We start from the raw sequence: 17104 nt of genomic DNA, 5'->3' as shown, positions 1-17104 counted from the left end.
TGGTAGAAAGTATAAAAAAATAAACACTTTGATATATGTTTTTTAGAACTATAAGTTCCATAAAAGAAATTATTCAATAAGGTGAACATAAGGATACCCTTCTGGTTCACCTTTCTATTAAAAAAGAAAAATACACTTATGCAGAAAGTAATCAGGCTTACATGAGAAATGCCTAAGCGGCAAATGTCGTTCATGCACAGTGACCAGCTCCCCGATGTTTGTGATGTCTTCATAAGACACATGTGAATATCCCCATGAGGAACCGCAAAGAAGCCATTTCCACATTTGTTTCGTAAAGGCCTGGTAACCTTCCAGAAAGCCTTTATCTCTGTGATGCAGAGTAACCAACAATTTCACAAACCACAGTGCTTTTCCAGTGATCTGGCTCGAATATGAATTCCATTGGCGACGAGACAGTACCACTCCGGGTGGAACGGGTTATGAATACCCATAACAAGGCCCTGCCTGGTACTGGCTATGAAAAACAGCTGTCATCAAAGATGCGATCTCATTCACAAAATGCAAACGCAGCAAACCAAAACAGAAGCTATAAATCTTGTTTTGGTTTTGTTTTGATCGTATGTTAATTACACAAAAGCAATCATCAATCTTCAGTTAACCCGGGAGGATCCATGAAAATTGCAATCGTAATTGCTTCAAATGGTTTACTCGCCAGCGAATTGGTCAAAGTAGCAGAACGTACTGTTGGGCAGTTAGAAAATGTCAGGGCCATAGAATTTCACGATAGCGAAAGCATTGAGGAACTCGTAAAGGGGTTCGAGGTTCAATCGTGTAAAAAACCACGTTAAGGCAATAATTCATTGTTTGAATTGAAATTTAATGGCCTCAACTCTCCCTTCAGAATATTTTCCGGCAGCGTGAACGTATAATGTCCCAGCATGTTGATATGACCGTACATCAGTGGCGACAGGCGTGAGATATGCTCGTCTTCCGGGATCTCACCAGCGCTGCGCAAATGTGATAGCGCTTCCTGCATATAAAGCGTGTTCCACAATACAACTGCGTTAGTGACAAGCCCCAGCGCACCCAGTTGATCCTCCTGCCCCTCACGGTAACGTTTTCTAATCTCACCACGTTGGCCGTAACAGATCGCCCTTGCCACGGCGTGACGGCCTTCTCCCCGGTTAAGCTGAGTCAGTATCCTGCGACGATATTCTTCATCATCAATGTAGTTGAGGAGGTACAGCGTCTTGTTGACCCGTCCCACCTCCATAATCGCCTGCGCCAGCCCTGACGGACGGGAACTTTTTAAAAGCGAGCCCACAAGTTCTGAGGCGTGGACTGTACCCAGCTTCAGAGAACCGGAAACCCTCATCATTTCATCCCATTGGGTTTCTATCTTTGACAGTTCAACGCATCCCCGCGCCAGCTCATCCAGTACCCCGTAGTTCGCATTTTTATCTGCACGCCAAAATACCGCCTCACCGGCATCTGCCAGGCGGGGCGAAAACTGGTAGCCCAGCAGCCAGAACAGGCCAAAGATAATGTCGCTGGACCCTCCAGTGTCCGTCATAATCTCCACCGGATTCAGCCCCGTCTGCTGCTCCAGAAGCCCTTCCAGCACAAAGATAGAGTCACGCAACGTACCGGGGATAACGATGCCGTGAAAGCCGGAATACTGGTCAGAAACAAAATTGTACCAGGTGATCCCACGCCCTGAGCCAAAGTATTTTCTGTTAGGGCCAGAGTTCAGCGTTTTTACAGGAGTGACAAAGCGCATCCCATCTGCAGAAGCCACTTCTCCGCCGCCCCAGCGCTCAGACAGTTCCAGCGTGGACTGAAAATCGACCAACCGGGCATTAGCGCTGACCAGCGTTTCAGCCCGAATGTAGTTTTGTTTTACCCAGCTCAGACGGTGGCGGGTCAGTGCCGGAATACTGTGTTTGATCAGCGGTTCATGTCCGATATTGCAGGCTTCAGCGAGCAGTACGGCACACAGGCTGATGTTAAGATCCTGAGCACGGGCTTCAGACTCACTCACATGAGTGAATTCGCGGGTAAAACCAGTCCGGGCGTCAATTTCAAGCAGCAGCTCTGTCAGATCAACAGGGGGGACCAGCTGCCTGACGCGGCTGTTCAGAAGAATCAGCGGCTGCGGTTCTTCCAGTTTTTCCAGACTGCTGATGGTCAGGGACGGATATTTACCCTGATGACAGATGCTCACGGCAGCATTCAGCTCAAAGCGTGAGGCCACCGTTTTCCAGGTTTCGTCCAGTTCGGTTGCCAGCTGTTTAACGGCATTTCCACCATCGGTGGGGTGTCCAAGCGCCCGGCATACGGCGATCCGCTGAGCCTGCCATTCTTTCCCCTGAAGAAACTTCTGACGCGGATCGCCCCAGCGATCGCTGTTCTCCAGCCAGATATCGCGGCGACGCAGCGAATCCTGAAGGCGTTCCAGCAGGCACAATGAGTATCCTGCACGCTGTATCCGGCCTTCGGAGTCGTACACCAGACGTTTCCAGGGACCTGTAATGATCTGCTCAGGCGCATTCTCCAGGAGGCGTTTTTTCGAACCACTCAGTTCGGCCAGGTAATGTATGGCCGATAGCGTATTTTCGCCGGCAGGGGCAGACTGAAAATGTAAATCACGCAGCATCGCTGGCAGAAAGCGCTTAACCCGTCCATATTGCTCGACCATTTCATCCTGGAAATTTGTGTCCTGCGGGCGGGCAAGCTCATTGACTTTACCTACGGATTCCGCCAGCCGGTTCTTTGGTACGTGGCTGAAAATAGTCTGACGCAGCGCTGCGTCATCCATTTTATCATCCAGTAAAAGCGTACATGCATGTGCCAGAAGTAGCGCCGCGCGATCAAGATCTTTGAGCGTTCTGAGCCGTTTTTTCTGCCCGGTTTGCTTCGCTGAACGCGTGATATTGAGGATCAGCAGATCCAGAACATCGACAGCCTCATCGAGTGCCAAAATTTCCTGTGCTTTAACAAACGCGGTCAGGATGGCCAGCCGCCGTTCCTCCGGCATTCTGGCGATATATTTTACCGAAGCCATGCCAGCATAACGAGCCAGGTTGCGGAGTTGAATTGCAGGCAGCCCGGCAAAATTCAGCCGGGAAAACTCCAGGCTGCGCAGGCGTGTGTAGCGCTGAAGTGCGTCAGTAAAGGCCGGACCACTGACGTTGACGGGCCCTTTTCGTATCTGCTCCATCACGGAAACCCGCTGTCCTTCCGGTATGACAAGCAGACCGGCCAGTTGCTCAGTCTGCCAGCTGTCAGGTAATGCAGCCAGTCTGCGCCACAAACGCCTGCTTGCCCGCTCACGAATTTCGCCAATGAGCCTCGTCAGCGCTGAGGCTGCGGGCAACAATACTTTATTCTGGAGCAACCATGCCGTGGCAAAATCGAACATCAGACCGGGGCGCTCGTTACTGAGCCATGTGCGGATATAAAGCAGACGTTTCAGTCTGAACGACCAGGGGAAATCGCCAAAATCATGGTAGTCAGAGTGTTGCCTGATCAGCCTTTGATGCTCCCAACGGGTATTCTCTCTCTGGGCGTATCGGGCCATGATCTCAGGGCGATGAATGTTCAGCTGTAATGCAACGTAATTTCGGACGCCGGGAGGTATTTGCAAGGGATCGGTCTGGAAGGTTCCCAGAAAACGGGCCGTGGTTAGCTGAAGGGCAATCCCAAATCGGTTATGTTTCCCCCGGCGCTGATTAATAAAAACAAGATCGCGTTCATCAAGATGAAAATACCGGGCCAGCTGAACCTCGTTAGGCTCGGCGGCATACCGTCCGTAGTTTTCGGTCTGTTCACTGGTCAGAAAACCGTCACTCATCCCGCATCCTTTCGTAAGGGTATCGCTCTGCTCAAATTTTGATAGTCTCAGATATTATAAGTTTTGAGACCTTTTAAAGTGCGTGCTTACATGAGTATCAAAAATCGTGTTTTATGCTTTATGATACTACGCAGTATCAGTATCGATTTGTGAGACCAATATGGCATTACTGGGATATGCAAGGGTATCAACGAGCCATCAGAAACTGACGGCGCAGATCATGGAGCTGAAATCTTCAGGCGTCAGAGATGACCGGATTTTTACTGACATGATGTCGGGCGCCACGGACGAACGTGAAGGGTTACAACGGCTGCTTGCCCGTGCCGAAAAAGATGACATTATCATGTGTACCAAAATGGACCGGCTTGGCCGCAACACAGCGGATATGATCCACATTGTTGATGCCTGCTATAAAAAGGGAATAGCCATCCGGTTTCTGGAGAATGGACTGAGTACTGAAGGCACGATGGGTAAAATGGTCATTCAGATCCTTGCTGCCGTTGCTGAAGCTGAGCGGGAGCGGATCCTGGAGCGCACAAACGAAGGCCGGGTCATCGCCATGGCGGCAGGCGTCAGGTTTGGACGGAAACCTCATCACAAATCGGTCGCCGCACTGGAGCTTATCCGGCACGAAACGCCCATTAAACTGGTGATGGAGAAAACCGGCATATCCAGGGCCACCTATTTCAGGTTAAAAAAACTGGGCCCAGGCAGTTAACCCGACGCAGGCAGCGATTTTTTCCTGTGCCGGAAAGGGTTTCGCGGTTGATGCTGATGATCCCCTGCTTAAAAACAGAGTTAACATTGCCCACAATATTGCTGGTTTTGATGAGCCGTTAAAGGAGTTTTATGAATGGATGGATGTATCTGGTGATTGCCGGCATAGCCGAAGTCTTTTATGCCGCGTCAATGCTCCGGACTGAGGGATTTACCCGGATCTACCCCAGTATTTTTTGCCTGACATTTATCGGTGTGAGCATGTACTTTTTGTCCCTGGCAACACGGACTATTCCTGTAGGAACCGCTTATGCGGTCTGGGTCGGGATTGGTGCTTTAGGGACAGCAGCGTACGGAATAATTTACTTAAATGAAGATAAGGGCCTGTTACGCATTGCCTGTTTCGGACTGATTCTGGCGGGTATCATTGGCCTGAAAATTCTGGCAGGACACAAGCAGCTGTAGGTTCTCATCCATAAACAGAACTCCGGGGGCATTCTGATTTTAGACATCAGCATGCCTCTCCCTTTCCCCTTTTTGAAATGGGACATTACCCGCTACATTAATAACAGGCGAGAGAACCGACATAACCGGGGGCGGCCAGGAAAAGTTGCCATGATTGACAAAAAGACTGCTTTTTGTTTGTACCTGCATGATTAACGGTGCGAATTTTTTCGGCAAACTATAAATGCGGGCACCAGTGTGATGATAAGCACCTGAATAAATGCCGACGGTAATGAAGGTGGCCCTGTTGATTAATAAGTTTGCAGGGAAATAAAAATCCCCGTCATCACGGGGATTTTCCGGACCCGAATGCGTTACCGGGAAGGATGCGAAGGAGAAAAGCGCAGTATCAGCATACCCGCCAGTGCTGCCAGTACAGAGCCGGCAAGTACCCCCACCTTGACCTCGTCCACCAACAGGGGGCTTTCTGCAAACGCCAGGTTGCCGATAAACAGGCTCATGGTAAACCCTATTCCGCACAGGACCGATACGCCGTAAACCTGCAGCCAGGTACTTTTTTCAGGCCGTTTTGCCAGGCCCAGGCTGACGGCCAGCAGCGACAGGCCGAAAATGCCCGCCTGCTTGCCAACAAACAGGCCCAGCGCAACGCCGACCGGTACCGGCGACATCAGGTCATCAGCCGTCATACCGGAGAGCGCGACCCCCGCATTTGCGAAGCCAAACAGCGGCAGTATCAGAAACGTCACCCACGGATTGATGCCGTGCTCCAGCCGGGCAAGAGGGGATTGTTTATCCGGATCGGTTACCCGCAGCGGGATAAAGAGCGCCAGCAGGATACCCGCGATGGTGGCGTGCACCCCGGACTGAAGCATGAAAAACCACAGCACGCCCCCCGCCAGCAGATAGGGAAACAGCCGGGTAATCCCGGCACGGTTCATGATAAACAGCAGAGCAACCGTGACCGCCGCACCGGCCAGCATCAGAAACGAAATATTACTGGTATAGAAGAGCGCAATAATAGCCACTGCGCCCATGTCGTCCAGAATAGCCAGCGCCGACAGGAAAATTTTCAGCGAGGCAGGTACGCGACTGCCCAGCAGTGCCAGTACCCCGAGCGCAAAGGCAATGTCCGTGGCGGCAGGAATTGCCCAGCCAGCGAGGGTTTCATCGCTGCCCGCATTAAACCATACGTAAATGGCCGCAGGCACGGCCATCCCGCCCAGCGCGGCAAATCCCGGCAGCGCGCGCTGGCCCCAGGTGGCAAGCTGACCGGTGAGAAGCTCGCGCTTGATTTCCAGGCCGACCATCATGAAGAACACGGCCATCAGGGCGTCGTTTATCCAGTGCTCAACGGAGAGGCCGGCGGCGTTGTATTTCAGGAATACCTCATATCCCTCCCTGAGCGGAGAGTTAGCCACGATGATAGCGGCTGCTGAGGCGATGATGAGCACGATGCCGCCGGCTGCGGGCGAGCTGAAAAATGCAGATGGCACTTCTGACATCCTCTTTTTATTTCTGTCTGGGATTTCTGACACACTCCCTCCCTTTATTCAAAAAAAACAGGCCTTCCCCTGATATACAACCGCTGGTTATCAGAGGATAAGCCGGCTGAGCTACGCTGAAGATATAAAAAATACGATAATTAATTGCTGATAAATTAACGAATTAGCGTGACGTTAATTTTATCATAACGTCCGGCCCGCTTCAGGCGGAAGAGGTAAAGCCCTGTAAAGCTGCCGCAGGCAGGGGCATTTTTATCCGTCATCAGCCACACGCTCACAGCAGCCATGTGACGACAAAAAAACCCAGGGCAGTCATCAGAATGGAGCCGGTTACGTGTACCAGCAGTGAAGTAAACGCCCAGAAATAATTACCGGACTGCAGCTGTGAGAATATTTCCAGGGAAAACGTGGAAAACGTGGTCAGCCCACCGCACAGCCCGGTGATAACAAGTAATCGCCAGGCCGGATCCAGGTCAGGATGGCGCATGAACCAGGCCAGCGACGCACCAATGATAAATCCGCCCGCAAGGTTCACTACCAGCGTGCCCGGTGGCAGGTCAGGAAACAGGCTGTTCAGGCGTGCGCCAAGCAGCCAGCGGATCAGGCAGCCAGCGGATCCACCAATGATAATGGCCAGATAAGATTTCACGGGGTTTACCTCTGTGTCAGAGGGAGTATGCAGGCTGATGATACGGGGCGGCCTGACATACTCCCGGTTAAAGGGGAGTAATATCAGGCGTCATCAGCTTCTCAGGGGAAGCGGTTGGGTAAGGTGGAACGCCATCACCTCGCCGCAATTCTGGCCCGGTCACGGGCGTTAATCAAGCGGCTATCCACTGTTTTTGTGCGACTCCCCCTGCGGCGGGCATGAGGAGCCCGTTTTCAGGCTTGACCTGAAGAGCATTAAAAATTATCGTTTCGGCAGCATTTTATATCTGACTGTGAGTCATGCACATTACGCCACCCTGAGTTTCTCTTCGCCCGTCCTTTATCAGAGAGCCTGCCGCGACAGCCAGTCCGCGCCGGGTACCGTTCTCTCATATCCGTTACGGGACTGCCACCTTTCACGGTGAACCCGCGTGTACCTGCTTCAGGGACGCAGGCGCCGTGTCCGCAGCAGCCGGTACGGACACGTCGTGATTAATCGGCGGGCTGCAGCCCGCCTTCAGGGATATTCATGCGTCAGCTTTTTCGGTTTATGTTTCATCACGCCTCTCACCTTACGTTCGGTGCGATGCTGATGGCCATGTCCAGCTTTGGACAGACCTATTTTGTCTCACTTTACGGGCAGGATTTTCGTGAGGCCTTTGGGCTCACCGACGGCGGACTGGGCGGCCTGTACGCAATCGGAACGGTGATGAGCGCCATCACGCTGACCTGGGCCGGACGGCTGATTGACTACACCACGACCCGCCGCTTCACGCTGGCGGTCACCCTTTTGCTGCTCACGGCCTGCCTGCTGGTTTCCGGCGCACAGGCGGCGTGGATGCTGTGCATCGGGTTTTACTTTCTGCGCCTCGGCGGCCAGGGACTGATGGTGCATACTGCGCTGACCGCAACGGCGCGCCAGTTCCCCCTTGATGCAGGCAAGGCGCTCGGCGCCATCGCGCTGGGGCTCTCGCTGGCGCAGGCCGTTTTTCCTGTGATTGCGGTGCAGATAAGCGCGCTGACGGGATGGCGCGCTGCCTGGGGCATCAATGCCGGAATGCTTGTTGCCGGCGTGGGGGTCGCGCTGATGTTTTTGCCCCGCGGGAAAGAGAAGCCGCTGCGTACGTTCAGAAAGCGGGGTGAGGAGAAAGAAAAAGAGGCGCCGGTATGGCGAAACCGCAACCTGCTGCTGGCGCTGCCTGTCGTGCTGGCCTCCCCCTTTATCACCACCGGCTTCTTCTTCCACCAGGCGAGGCTGGCACAGGAGAAAGGCTGGGAGCTGTCGTGGGTGGCGGTATGGTTTATTGCCTATGCCATTACCCAGGCGGTATCGCTGCTGTCGTTTGGCCCGCTGATTGACCGGCTCTCACCACGCAGGCTGCTGCCGTGGTTTCTGATGCCACAGGCCCTGGCCATGCTGGCGCTATGGCTCAGCAACGGTCAGTGGGTGACGCCTTTTTACCTGATTATGACCGGCGTATCGTCGGCCATTGCCTCAACGCTTGCCACCGCGCTCTGGGTACAGCTGTTTGGTCCGGCGCAGCTGGCCAGGGTGCGCTCGGCGGTTGAGGCAGGGACGGTGATTGCCAGCGGGGCATCCCCGGTAATCATGGGCGTGCTGATAGATAACCATGTCACCCTGCATCTTCAGGCCCTGTTCTGCCTGGTCTACATTCTTGGCGCCAGCCTGCTGGCCACCGGTATCAGGACGGATGCGCCGCAATAACGCGCCTTTACCTTCATACCCGTCATCCTCTTTCCCCTGTGAAGGCGGGCCTGATATCAGGCCCGCCTGTTTCATCGCAGCATCAGCAGGGGCTGACGGCTTTCAGACAGCATTTCCGTGGTGTGGCTGCCAATAAAGAATCGCCGTAACCGGGAGTGCCCGCAGGCCCCCATTACCGTGAGGTCGATATCATGGGCGTCCGCGTAGCGGCACAGCGCCCCGGTTACGGACTCGTCTTCCAGCAGGCGTGTCTCGGTCGTGATACCGGCTTCCTGAAGAACAGCCTGCGCATCCTGCAGGGCTGACATGTCACCGTTGACCATCACGATATGACAGCTCAGGCCGTGCAGCAGCGGGCTGACCGTCAGGCGCGTCAGGTTTTTACGGCTCTCACTGCTGCCGTCGTACGCAAACATCACCCGCGCCGGCGGCGTAAACGTCTCCGGCACAATCAGCACCGGGTTTTTCTGCAGGCGAATGACGCTTTCCAGATGGCTGCCTACCTGATTCTGCGTCCCGCGGCGCCCCAGCACCATCAGCCGGACTTCGCCCAGCTCCGCCAGGATTTCGTCCAGTGCGCCGTGCTTTTGCAGCAGCTGTGCGTCCGGCTGTCCGGTCTGCTTCAGGAGCTCCGCACAGCCGGCCAGCACGGCCTTGCCCTGCGCCATCAGCAGCCGGCTGCGCTCACCCTCGACGCGGACCAGCGCTTCGGTCAGCTGCTCCCGGCTGTCAATACCAATGCTCCCGGTCAGGTCAGACACGGCGGGAGTCTCACTCTTTTCGAGCACGTGCAGCAGCGCCAGCGGCGCGCCAAGTTTACCGGCTGCCCAGGCAGCATACTCACAGACCGGCCGGGTTGACGGCGAGCCGTCAACGCAGGCAATAACGGTGTTATTCATGATGCTTTCTCCAGTAAATTAATGGCCACCCATCAGCTTTTCCACTTCTTCAGGCTTGTCATGCACTCCGAAGCGGTCAACGAGGGTGCGGGTCGCGTCATTCATACCCTTGATCTCCACTTCCGTGCCTTCGCGACGGAACTTGATAACCACCCGGTCCAGCGCGCTCACGGAGGTGATATCCCAGAAGTGGGCGTGCGTTACGTCAATCACCACGCGCTCCACCGCTTCACGGAAGTCGAAGTGGCTCATAAAGCGATCGGATGAGGCAAAGAATACCTGGCCGGCTACGGTATAGGTGCGGGTGTCGTCCTTCAGCTCAGAGGAGACCGCCATAAAGCGGGCGACCTTGGTGGCGAAGTTCAGCGAGGCAATCAGCACGCCGGTGAGCACGCCAAACGCCAGGTTATCGGTCGCCACCACCACCACCACGGTGGCCAGCATCACCACGCTGGTTGACAGCGGATGGCTGCGCAGGTTGCTGATGGAGCGCCAGGAGAAGGTGCCGATGGAGACCATGATCATCACCGCCACCAGAGCCGCCATGGGTATCCGGGACACCCAGTCGCGCAGGAACACCACCATCAGCAGCAGCACCACGCCGGCGGTGAGCGTGGAAAGCCGCCCGCGCCCGCCCGATTTGACGTTGATCACCGACTGGCCAATCATCGCGCAGCCCGCCATGCCGCCGATAAAGGAGGTGCAGATGTTGGCCACGCCCTGCGCCTTGCACTCGCGGTTTTTATCGCTCGGCGTGTCGGTCATGTCGTCCACGATGGTGGCGGTCATCATCGACTCCAGCAGCCCCACCACGGCAAGTCCTGCCGAGTACGGCAGAATAATCATCAGCGTGTCGAGGTTAAGCGGGATATCCGGGATCAGAAACACCGGCAGGCTGTCCGGCAGTTTGCCCATGTCACCCACGGTGCGCACGTCCAGGTGCAGCCACATGGAAATGGCGGTCAGCACGATGATGCAGACCAGCGGCGAGGGAATGGTTTTGTTCAGATACGGGAAGAGATAAATGATGCCCAGGCCCGCAGCGGTCAGGGCATAAACGTGCCAGGTGACGTTGGTCAGCTCCGGCAGCTGCGCCATAAATATCAGGATGGCCAGCGCGTTCACGAAACCGGTGACCACCGAGCGGGAGACGTAGCGCATCAGGCTGCCCAGCTTCAGGTAGCCGGCCGCCAGCTGCAGTACGCCGGTCAGCGCCGAGGCCGCCAGCAGATACTGCAGGCCGTGGTCTTTTACAAGCGTGATCAGCAGCAGCGCCATCGCACCGGTGGCGGACGATATCATTGCCGGACGGCCGCCGAGGAAGGCCATAACCAGGGGAATACAGAACGCAGAGTAGAGCCCGACCTGCGGGTCGACTCCGGCGATGATGGAAAAGGCGATCGCTTCGGGAATAAGCGCGAGCGCGACCACAATACCGGCAAGGACGTCACCACGGACGTTACCCAGCCAGTCCTTACGCGTCGAGGACAGCAGCATAGTCATTTCTCAGTTTTTGATTACGGTCAGCCCGTGAGGGCAAAAATTTTACGTACGAAAAAGCACATCCGCAGACGGGATGTTTTTGAGTGCGCGCCGAAGTTTATTCAGTGCGACAGAGGAGGGGTACGACTCAGGGTGGCGTAAGACGCATGGTGGTGTTTATCACTCCTTCACGGCTGACAGAGCAGCGCGGGTAATCAGAAAGACCGGATGAACAGACGTTCAGTACCGGCCACAAATGCCCGCCGGGCAGATGAACCACGGCAAAAAGCGCTTTTTACTCTACACGAATTGTTAACGGGGTCAACGCGCAGGGCAAAAACGCTGTTCATGGAATGCCGGTCAGGCGCATCCGGACGGAAAGTCCTTCTGCATGCTCAGGCTCGTCCGGCGTTCGCACATACATATGATTAAGTGAATATAAATTTGACGGAGAAAGTTTCACAGGTACACTCAGGTCAGTCACAATAAGGAGTCACCATGCCACCCGTGTCCCCCCTGCAGCTTTTTAAAAGCCTTTCCGACGAAACCCGACTCAGCCTCGTGCTGCTGCTACGCGAAAAAGGGGAGCTCTGCGTCTGTGAACTTACGTCCGTGCTGAAAGAAACTCAGCCCAAAATCTCACGGCATCTGGCTCTGCTGAGAGAAAACGGGCTGCTTACCGACCGGCGGGACGGAAAATGGATCCACTATCGTCTGTCGCCTCATATGCCGGCGTGGGCAGCGGCGGTTATCGAACAGGCTTATCTCTGCCAGCGGGATGATATCCGCCAGCTCAGCCGGCAGGCTGAACGCGATAACGCCACCACCAACGGCAAGCCTGTCTGCATTTAAAAATTTACCGGTATATATCTGGATTATCGAATATATTACGCATCGAAAATTTATCAGTCCGGTTTAACAGGCATTTGTATTCAATAGGAGCGGGTATGTTTCTGGCAGGTGCGATTTTCATCCTGACGCTGGTACTGGTCATCTGGCAGCCGAAGGGGCTGAGCATTGGCTGGAGTGCCGTCATCGGTGCGGCGCTGGCGCTGCTGACCGGCGTGGTGCACATCGGTGATATTCCGGTGGTCTGGCAGATTGTCTGGAACGCCACGGGCACGTTCATTGCGGTCATCATTATCAGCCTGCTGCTCGATGAGTCCGGCTTTTTTGAGTGGGCCGCGCTGCACGTTTCCCGCTGGGGAGGCGGCAGGGGCCGGCTGCTGTTCACGTATATCGTTCTGCTGGGTGCCGCAGTGGCGGCGCTGTTTGCCAATGACGGAGCCGCGCTAATTCTGACGCCGATCGTTATTGCCATGCTGCTGGCGCTGGGATTCACTCCCGGCTCCACGCTGGCGTTTGTGATGGCAGCGGGCTTTATCGCTGACACCTCCAGCCTGCCGCTCATCGTATCGAACCTGGTGAACATCGTAACGGCTGACTTCTTTACGCTGGGCTTCAGCGAGTACGCATCCGTCATGGTGCCGGTGAACATTGCCTCCATTGCGGCCACGCTGGTGATGCTTCATCTCTTTTTCCGCAGGGACATCCCGGTCACCTATGACCTGGCGAAGCTGAAGGCACCGCGGGAAGCCATCCGGGATGCACGAACCTTTAAGGCTGGCTGGGTGGTTTTGGTTCTTCTGCTGGTTGGCTTTTTTGCTCTGGAGCCGCTCGGCGTGCCGGTCAGCCTGGTGGCGGCGGTGGCGGCGTTTATTCTCTGGCTGGTTGCCCGCAAAGGACACGTGATTGACGCCGGCAGGGTGCTGAAAGGCGCGCCCTGGCAGATCGTTATCTTTTCGCTGGGCATGTATCTGGTGGTATACGGACTGCGTAACGCCGGACTGACTGATTACCTTTCCGCCGCCCTGAACCGGTTTGCAGAGCACGGCGTATGGGGCGCAACGCTCGGCACCGGCTTCCTGACGGCGGCACTCTCGTCCGTCATGAACAACATGCCCACCGTGCTGGTTGGCGCGTTGTCGATTGACGGTAGTAGCGCACAGGGCGTGGTGAAGCAGGCGATGATTTACGCCAACGTCATCGGCTGTGACCTCGGCCCGAAAATAACCCCTATCGGCAGCCTCGCAACCCTGCTGTGGCTGCACGTGCTGGCACAGAAAAACATCACCATCAGCTGGGGCTATTACTTCCGCGTGGGCATCGTGATGACCCTGCCGGTGCTTTTTGTCACGCTGGCCGCGCTGGCCCTGCGCCTGTCTGTTTAACTTTAACCCCGGGGCTGCGCCCGTGCAGCCCCTTTACGGAGTACCGCTTATGACTGACATTACCATTTACCACAACCCGGCCTGCGGGACATCCCGCAATACCCTGGCGCTTATCCGTAACAGCGGCGCCGAACCCACGGTTATTCTGTATCTGGAAACGCCGCCGTCACGCGATGAGCTGAAGAAGCTGATTGCGGATATGGGCATCGGCGTGCGCGACCTGCTGCGCAAAAATACCGAACCGTACGAACAGCTCGGCCTGGCAGAAGACCGCTTCAGCAATGACGAACTGCTCGATGCCATGCTGGCTCATCCGATCCTCATTAATCGCCCGGTGGTAGTGACACCGCTCGGCACGAAGCTGTGCCGTCCCTCCGAAGTGGTTCTGGACATACTGCCGGACCCGCAGCAGGGCGCGTTTACCAAAGAGGACGGCGAAGCCGTCATTGATGGGGTCGTCTCAGAAAACGGAAAATAAAGCACGCTAAGCGTGCGTGGAGGCTGGCACCCAGCGGTACAGCGTCGGAATGGACACGCCGAGGTTCTTGGCCACGTCCTTGGGCGGCACCCCGCTGGCCAGCAGCTTCTTGGCCGACTCGATCTTGCTGTCGGTCATCTTCGGCTTGCGGCCGCCTTTGCGGCCGAGCTGCTTGGCGACTTCCAGCCCGGCGCGGGTGCGCTCGACGGTCAGCTCGCGCTCCATTTCGGCAAGGCTCGCCATGACGTGGAAGAAGAACCGCCCGGATGGTGTGCCGGTGTCGATGGAGTCGGTGAGGCTCCTGAACTGGACACCGTGCTTGTGCAGCTCGCCGACCAGATCGACCAGTTGCTTGACCGACCGGCCCAGCCGGTCGAGCTTCCAGACGACCAAAGTATCGCCTTCGCGCAGCATTTCGAGCGTCTTGGCCAAGCCAGGCCGGTCTGCCCGCGTGCCACTCACCTTGTCCTCGAAGACCTTTTTACATCCGGCCTTGCTCAAGGCTTCGCGTTGCAGCTCCAGGTTCTGATCCTGCGTCGAGACGCGCGCATAGCCAATCAACATGGCTTGTCTCGCGCCCGGTCGATGCGTTCCTGCATCGCCTGCATCACTTCTTCGTGGGTGTACGATCTGGCGTTGGCGTCGGTGGCTTGCCGCAGGGCTTCCTCAACCTCGCGCGTCATCCGCTCGTAATCCTCCGGCCACAGCGCTTGCTCCATGCGCAGCGACGCCTGACCCAGCAGGTGCAGCAGGCTGAACAGCCGCATGTCGTTGGTGGCGACGATGCGCTCCCGAATCTGCTCCTGAATAGCTTCGCTAGCCCGATGCGCTTGTGGTGTGGCAGTCCCCTCGTAGTCAGCGGGGAATTCCGCTTCCTCGGCAATCCTTGCCCAGGCGCTGGCCAGCGCCTCGATGGTTGACGTGCTCATTTCCGCCGCTCCTGTGCTCTTTGGCGAATCAACCGGCCAAGGGGCCTCGACGCGAAAACCAGCAGCATCACGCCTATCGGATACCAGGTCGAGAAGACCACCAAGGCATCGAAGGCTGGCCGTCCGGTGTTGGTAGGCAGTACGGCGGTCACAGCCATCAACCCGCCGACCGTCCAGATGATGCGCCACACGTAGGGCATCACGCGGGGCACGTAGCCGTCATCGAAAGCGGTCTGGTAGTAGCGGCGCAGGCCGCGCTCGGCAAGCGCCTGGCGCTGCCGCTCCGACAGCGCATCCGTCCGGCCATACCAGCGCCGGAATGGTGGACAGCGCAGCAGCAAAGGGGTGAAGAGGATCATCACCGCCACGATCGCGACACCCCACGCCATGACGGCGCCGGCATCGGGCCGCTTGGCGTTCTCGATCACGGGCGCGAAGACGCCCGGAGCACCGATCATCCAGAACAGCGCAATGTGCTGATGGAAGGAGAGCTTCATTTGCTCATCCACTTGCGCAGCAGGCGCTTTTTCAGGGAGGCGCGTTCTTGCGGGTTGCGTCCCTTGTGATTGGCGATGCGATCCGCCGTGGCGGCCTGGCGCTTGACGGGCCAGTAGGAGCGGCCATCCTTGCCCATCGACCAGACGCTGCTGGCCTGGTTTTCCAGCAGGGGCAGATGGGCGCTCAGGGCTTCGGGCGACGCGCTGGTCAGCGCCGTGCGCTCACGGGTGCGCCAGCGCTGATGCCAGAGCTTCTTGTCCTCGCGCTCGCTGCCGCAGGTCGTGTGCCCGACGATGGGTGTTTTGCGGCGGCTGCGGCTCATAACGTAGTGGTCTCCAAGAACATTCAGGACTGATCCCAGGCGTCGATGGTCAAGACCTGATCGGCAGGACAGGCGGCTACGCGGTCGGGAACTGGATGGTGTTCAGTCTCATGCCGACCCCATTCGATTGATCGCGTCGCTTGCGGCACGCTGCGACGCAAGGAGGTTTGCGACCTGGTTTAGCAGCCGTGTCCGCTGCATGTCTGTTACCTATCTCCCCGACCGCTCATTGGACCAACTCCAGAGATTGGGCTCTATCGCTCAGCCAATACGAAACCGGCATTGGCTGATGCCACAACCGAGACTAACACAAATGGCTCGGTACCTGTATTTCGCGCCCCGTGCACTTGGCCCGGTCTTGCCACGGCTATCTCACCTTCCCTGAGGGCACGAACAATCCCATTGCCCTGAAAGTAATCAGCCATTCCCGACAAAACAGTCCACGTGTCTTGGCCGTGAGGATGAATGTGAGCCGCAATTTCCTGCCCGGGATGGACATGCCAAACCACGATAATTGAGTCTCGGGTTTCAAGCACAACGGAACGAATAGGCTCGCCTTCGGACGGCTGAACATACTCGGCTACAGAAAATATTCTCGATTCAACAGTCATCGGAGATTCCTCTTTCACAGTTGTCGTTACGGTCTTCATCGTCGGCATCCTGACGCACGGCGGGCAATTGCTGGAGCAACGCCGGCAGCCATTCCTGTACCGTCTCCCACACCACATCGAGGTTGATGTCGAAATAGCCGTGAGCCATGCGATTACGCATATTGCGCATGCTGCGCCACGGCACGTCGGCATGCGCCTGGGTGAACTCGACGTAGCCATCCATCACCTTTGTGGCCGCCTCGCCGATGACGATCAGGCTCATGATGACGGCCTGCTGGGTGCGCTTGTCGGCCAAGAAGTCGTCCTTGGCCATCCCTTCCACGAAGCTGCGCGCATCGGTTGCGGCCTGCTGAATGTGGTCGAGGTAATCGGGCAGGCGGTTCTCGCTCATATCGGTTGCGCCTCCGCGAGCACCTTGGCCCGGAACTTCGGCGGCAGGTCGCCGGGAGTCAGCAGATCGACGTCAACGCCGAGCAGCGATTTCAGTTCTTCTTCCAAATCGCCCAAGTCCAACAACGTGGCACCGGGCAGCGCATCGACCAACAGGTCGAGGTCGCTGCCATCCCGGTCGGTGCCATGCAGCACCGAGCCGAAGACGCGCGGGTTCGCGGCGCGAAAGCGGCCTACCGCTTCACGCACTGCGCTTCGCTTCATGTCAAGCACAACAGACGGTCGCATGCGCATCCTTTCTTATCGAAACTCGTTGAGATGATATGCAATCAAGAATAGAATTTCAAGAACTATTTTCGAGAATCGCAATGCCTTGATTCCCGTGCCGCGCC

At 56.5% G+C, this 17104-nt stretch carries 19 protein-coding genes and 1 riboswitch; of the genes, 7 read left to right on the top strand and 12 right to left on the bottom strand.

The genetic code is table 11. The features are described 5' to 3' along the window. The first annotated feature begins 632 nt into the window (after positions 1-632). Positions 633-809, top strand: coding sequence for a hypothetical protein (locus tag F8562_RS25650; RefSeq protein WP_142298658.1), 177 nt, complete (start codon positions 633-635; stop codon positions 807-809). Here F8562_RS25650 and F8562_RS25645 read toward each other — a convergent pair. Beyond that, entirely contained in the window at positions 806-3814 is a 3009-nt protein-coding gene (locus F8562_RS25645; RefSeq protein ID WP_004118541.1) for a Tn3 family transposase, read from the bottom strand. The two genes, F8562_RS25650 and F8562_RS25645, sit on opposite strands and share 4 nt — an antisense overlap. Positions 3815-3974: 160 nt before the next feature. Here F8562_RS25645 and F8562_RS25640 point away from each other — a divergent pair, with 160 nt between their 5' ends. After that, the gene (locus F8562_RS25640) at positions 3975-4532 is read left to right on the top strand and encodes a recombinase family protein (protein WP_151891952.1); all 558 of its coding nucleotides are present in this window, start codon (positions 3975-3977) and stop codon (positions 4530-4532) included. 131 nt (positions 4533-4663) lie between these two features. Next, a complete protein-coding gene (locus F8562_RS25635) occupies positions 4664-4996 on the top strand; it encodes a DMT family transporter (protein WP_004118538.1) in 333 nt (110 codons plus the stop codon). A gap of 353 nt (positions 4997-5349) precedes the next feature. On the opposite strand, the gene nhaA is transcribed toward F8562_RS25635, so the two are convergent. After that, positions 5350-6498, bottom strand: a complete 1149-nt coding sequence (gene nhaA, locus F8562_RS25630; RefSeq protein ID WP_011977829.1) for a Na+/H+ antiporter NhaA — start codon at positions 6496-6498, stop codon at positions 5350-5352. A 274-nt stretch (positions 6499-6772) separates the two neighbouring features. Then, the gene (gene crcB, locus F8562_RS25625) at positions 6773-7147 is read right to left on the bottom strand and encodes a fluoride efflux transporter CrcB (protein ID WP_004118534.1); all 375 of its coding nucleotides are present in this window, start codon (positions 7145-7147) and stop codon (positions 6773-6775) included. A 77-nt stretch (positions 7148-7224) separates the two neighbouring features. Next, positions 7225-7295, bottom strand: a riboswitch (Fluoride riboswitch). Between the two features lie 380 nt (positions 7296-7675). Between crcB and F8562_RS25620 the strand changes: the two genes are divergently transcribed. Continuing rightward, positions 7676-8872, top strand: a complete 1197-nt coding sequence (locus tag F8562_RS25620; protein ID WP_001549953.1) for an MFS transporter — start codon at positions 7676-7678, stop codon at positions 8870-8872. Positions 8873-8943: 71 nt separating this feature from the next. Here the strand turns inward: F8562_RS25620 and F8562_RS25615 are convergent, their stop codons facing one another. Together F8562_RS25615 and F8562_RS25610 are read right to left on the bottom strand one after the other, a co-directional pair. Next, on the bottom strand, positions 8944-9771 hold the full coding sequence (locus tag F8562_RS25615; protein ID WP_004118529.1) for a universal stress protein: 828 nt from the start codon (positions 9769-9771) through the stop codon (positions 8944-8946). Between the two features lie 18 nt (positions 9772-9789). After that, positions 9790-11268 (bottom strand): SulP family inorganic anion transporter, encoded by a 1479-nt coding sequence (locus F8562_RS25610; protein WP_001549885.1) that lies wholly within the window; start codon positions 11266-11268, stop codon positions 9790-9792. Between the two features lie 483 nt (positions 11269-11751). On the opposite strand from F8562_RS25610, the gene F8562_RS25605 reads away from it, so the two are divergent. From F8562_RS25605 to arsC, 3 genes are all read left to right on the top strand, one after another. Further along, the gene (locus F8562_RS25605; protein WP_001549886.1) at positions 11752-12105 is read left to right on the top strand and encodes a metalloregulator ArsR/SmtB family transcription factor; all 354 of its coding nucleotides are present in this window, start codon (positions 11752-11754) and stop codon (positions 12103-12105) included. A gap of 95 nt (positions 12106-12200) precedes the next feature. After that, positions 12201-13484 (top strand): arsenic transporter, encoded by a 1284-nt coding sequence (locus F8562_RS25600; RefSeq protein ID WP_001549887.1) that lies wholly within the window; start codon positions 12201-12203, stop codon positions 13482-13484. 49 nt (positions 13485-13533) lie between these two features. Beyond that, positions 13534-13962: a glutaredoxin-dependent arsenate reductase gene (arsC, locus tag F8562_RS25595; protein WP_004118526.1), complete on the top strand. Its 429-nt coding sequence runs from the start codon at positions 13534-13536 to the stop codon at positions 13960-13962. Positions 13963-13968: 6 nt separating this feature from the next. Here the strand turns inward: arsC and F8562_RS25590 are convergent, their stop codons facing one another. The 7 genes from F8562_RS25590 to F8562_RS25560 form a co-directional block, all read right to left on the bottom strand. Continuing rightward, the gene (locus tag F8562_RS25590; RefSeq protein ID WP_004118524.1) at positions 13969-14526 is read right to left on the bottom strand and encodes a recombinase family protein; all 558 of its coding nucleotides are present in this window, start codon (positions 14524-14526) and stop codon (positions 13969-13971) included. After that, entirely contained in the window at positions 14520-14891 is a 372-nt protein-coding gene (locus tag F8562_RS25585; RefSeq protein ID WP_003100853.1) for a hypothetical protein, read from the bottom strand. The genes F8562_RS25590 and F8562_RS25585 overlap by 7 nt, the downstream gene beginning before the upstream one ends. Then, a complete protein-coding gene (locus F8562_RS25580; RefSeq protein ID WP_003100856.1) occupies positions 14888-15388 on the bottom strand; it encodes a hypothetical protein in 501 nt (166 codons plus the stop codon). Before F8562_RS25580 ends, F8562_RS25585 begins: the two co-directional genes overlap by 4 nt. Next, positions 15385-15711 carry a hypothetical protein gene (locus F8562_RS25575; protein ID WP_003100858.1) on the bottom strand — a complete coding sequence of 109 codons (327 nt, stop codon included), beginning with the start codon at positions 15709-15711 and terminating at the stop codon, positions 15385-15387. The genes F8562_RS25580 and F8562_RS25575 overlap by 4 nt, the downstream gene beginning before the upstream one ends. A gap of 254 nt (positions 15712-15965) precedes the next feature. Further along, positions 15966-16322, bottom strand: a complete 357-nt coding sequence (locus F8562_RS25570) for a cupin domain-containing protein (protein WP_000215515.1) — start codon at positions 16320-16322, stop codon at positions 15966-15968. After that, positions 16312-16713, bottom strand: a complete 402-nt coding sequence (locus F8562_RS25565; protein ID WP_001293886.1) for a DUF86 domain-containing protein — start codon at positions 16711-16713, stop codon at positions 16312-16314. The genes F8562_RS25570 and F8562_RS25565 overlap by 11 nt, the downstream gene beginning before the upstream one ends. Then, the gene (locus tag F8562_RS25560; protein WP_001247892.1) at positions 16710-17000 is read right to left on the bottom strand and encodes a nucleotidyltransferase family protein; all 291 of its coding nucleotides are present in this window, start codon (positions 16998-17000) and stop codon (positions 16710-16712) included. Before F8562_RS25560 ends, F8562_RS25565 begins: the two co-directional genes overlap by 4 nt. Between the last annotated feature and the right edge of the window lie 104 nt (positions 17001-17104).

Origin of the sequence: Klebsiella sp. RCJ4 (assembly GCF_009025755.1) — a bacterium.
In the GTDB taxonomy this organism is placed as follows: Bacteria; Pseudomonadota; Gammaproteobacteria; order Enterobacterales; family Enterobacteriaceae; genus Klebsiella; species Klebsiella michiganensis.
The sequence above is the reverse complement of the archived record's forward strand: the minus strand, read 5'-3'. Positions and strand labels throughout refer to the sequence as shown.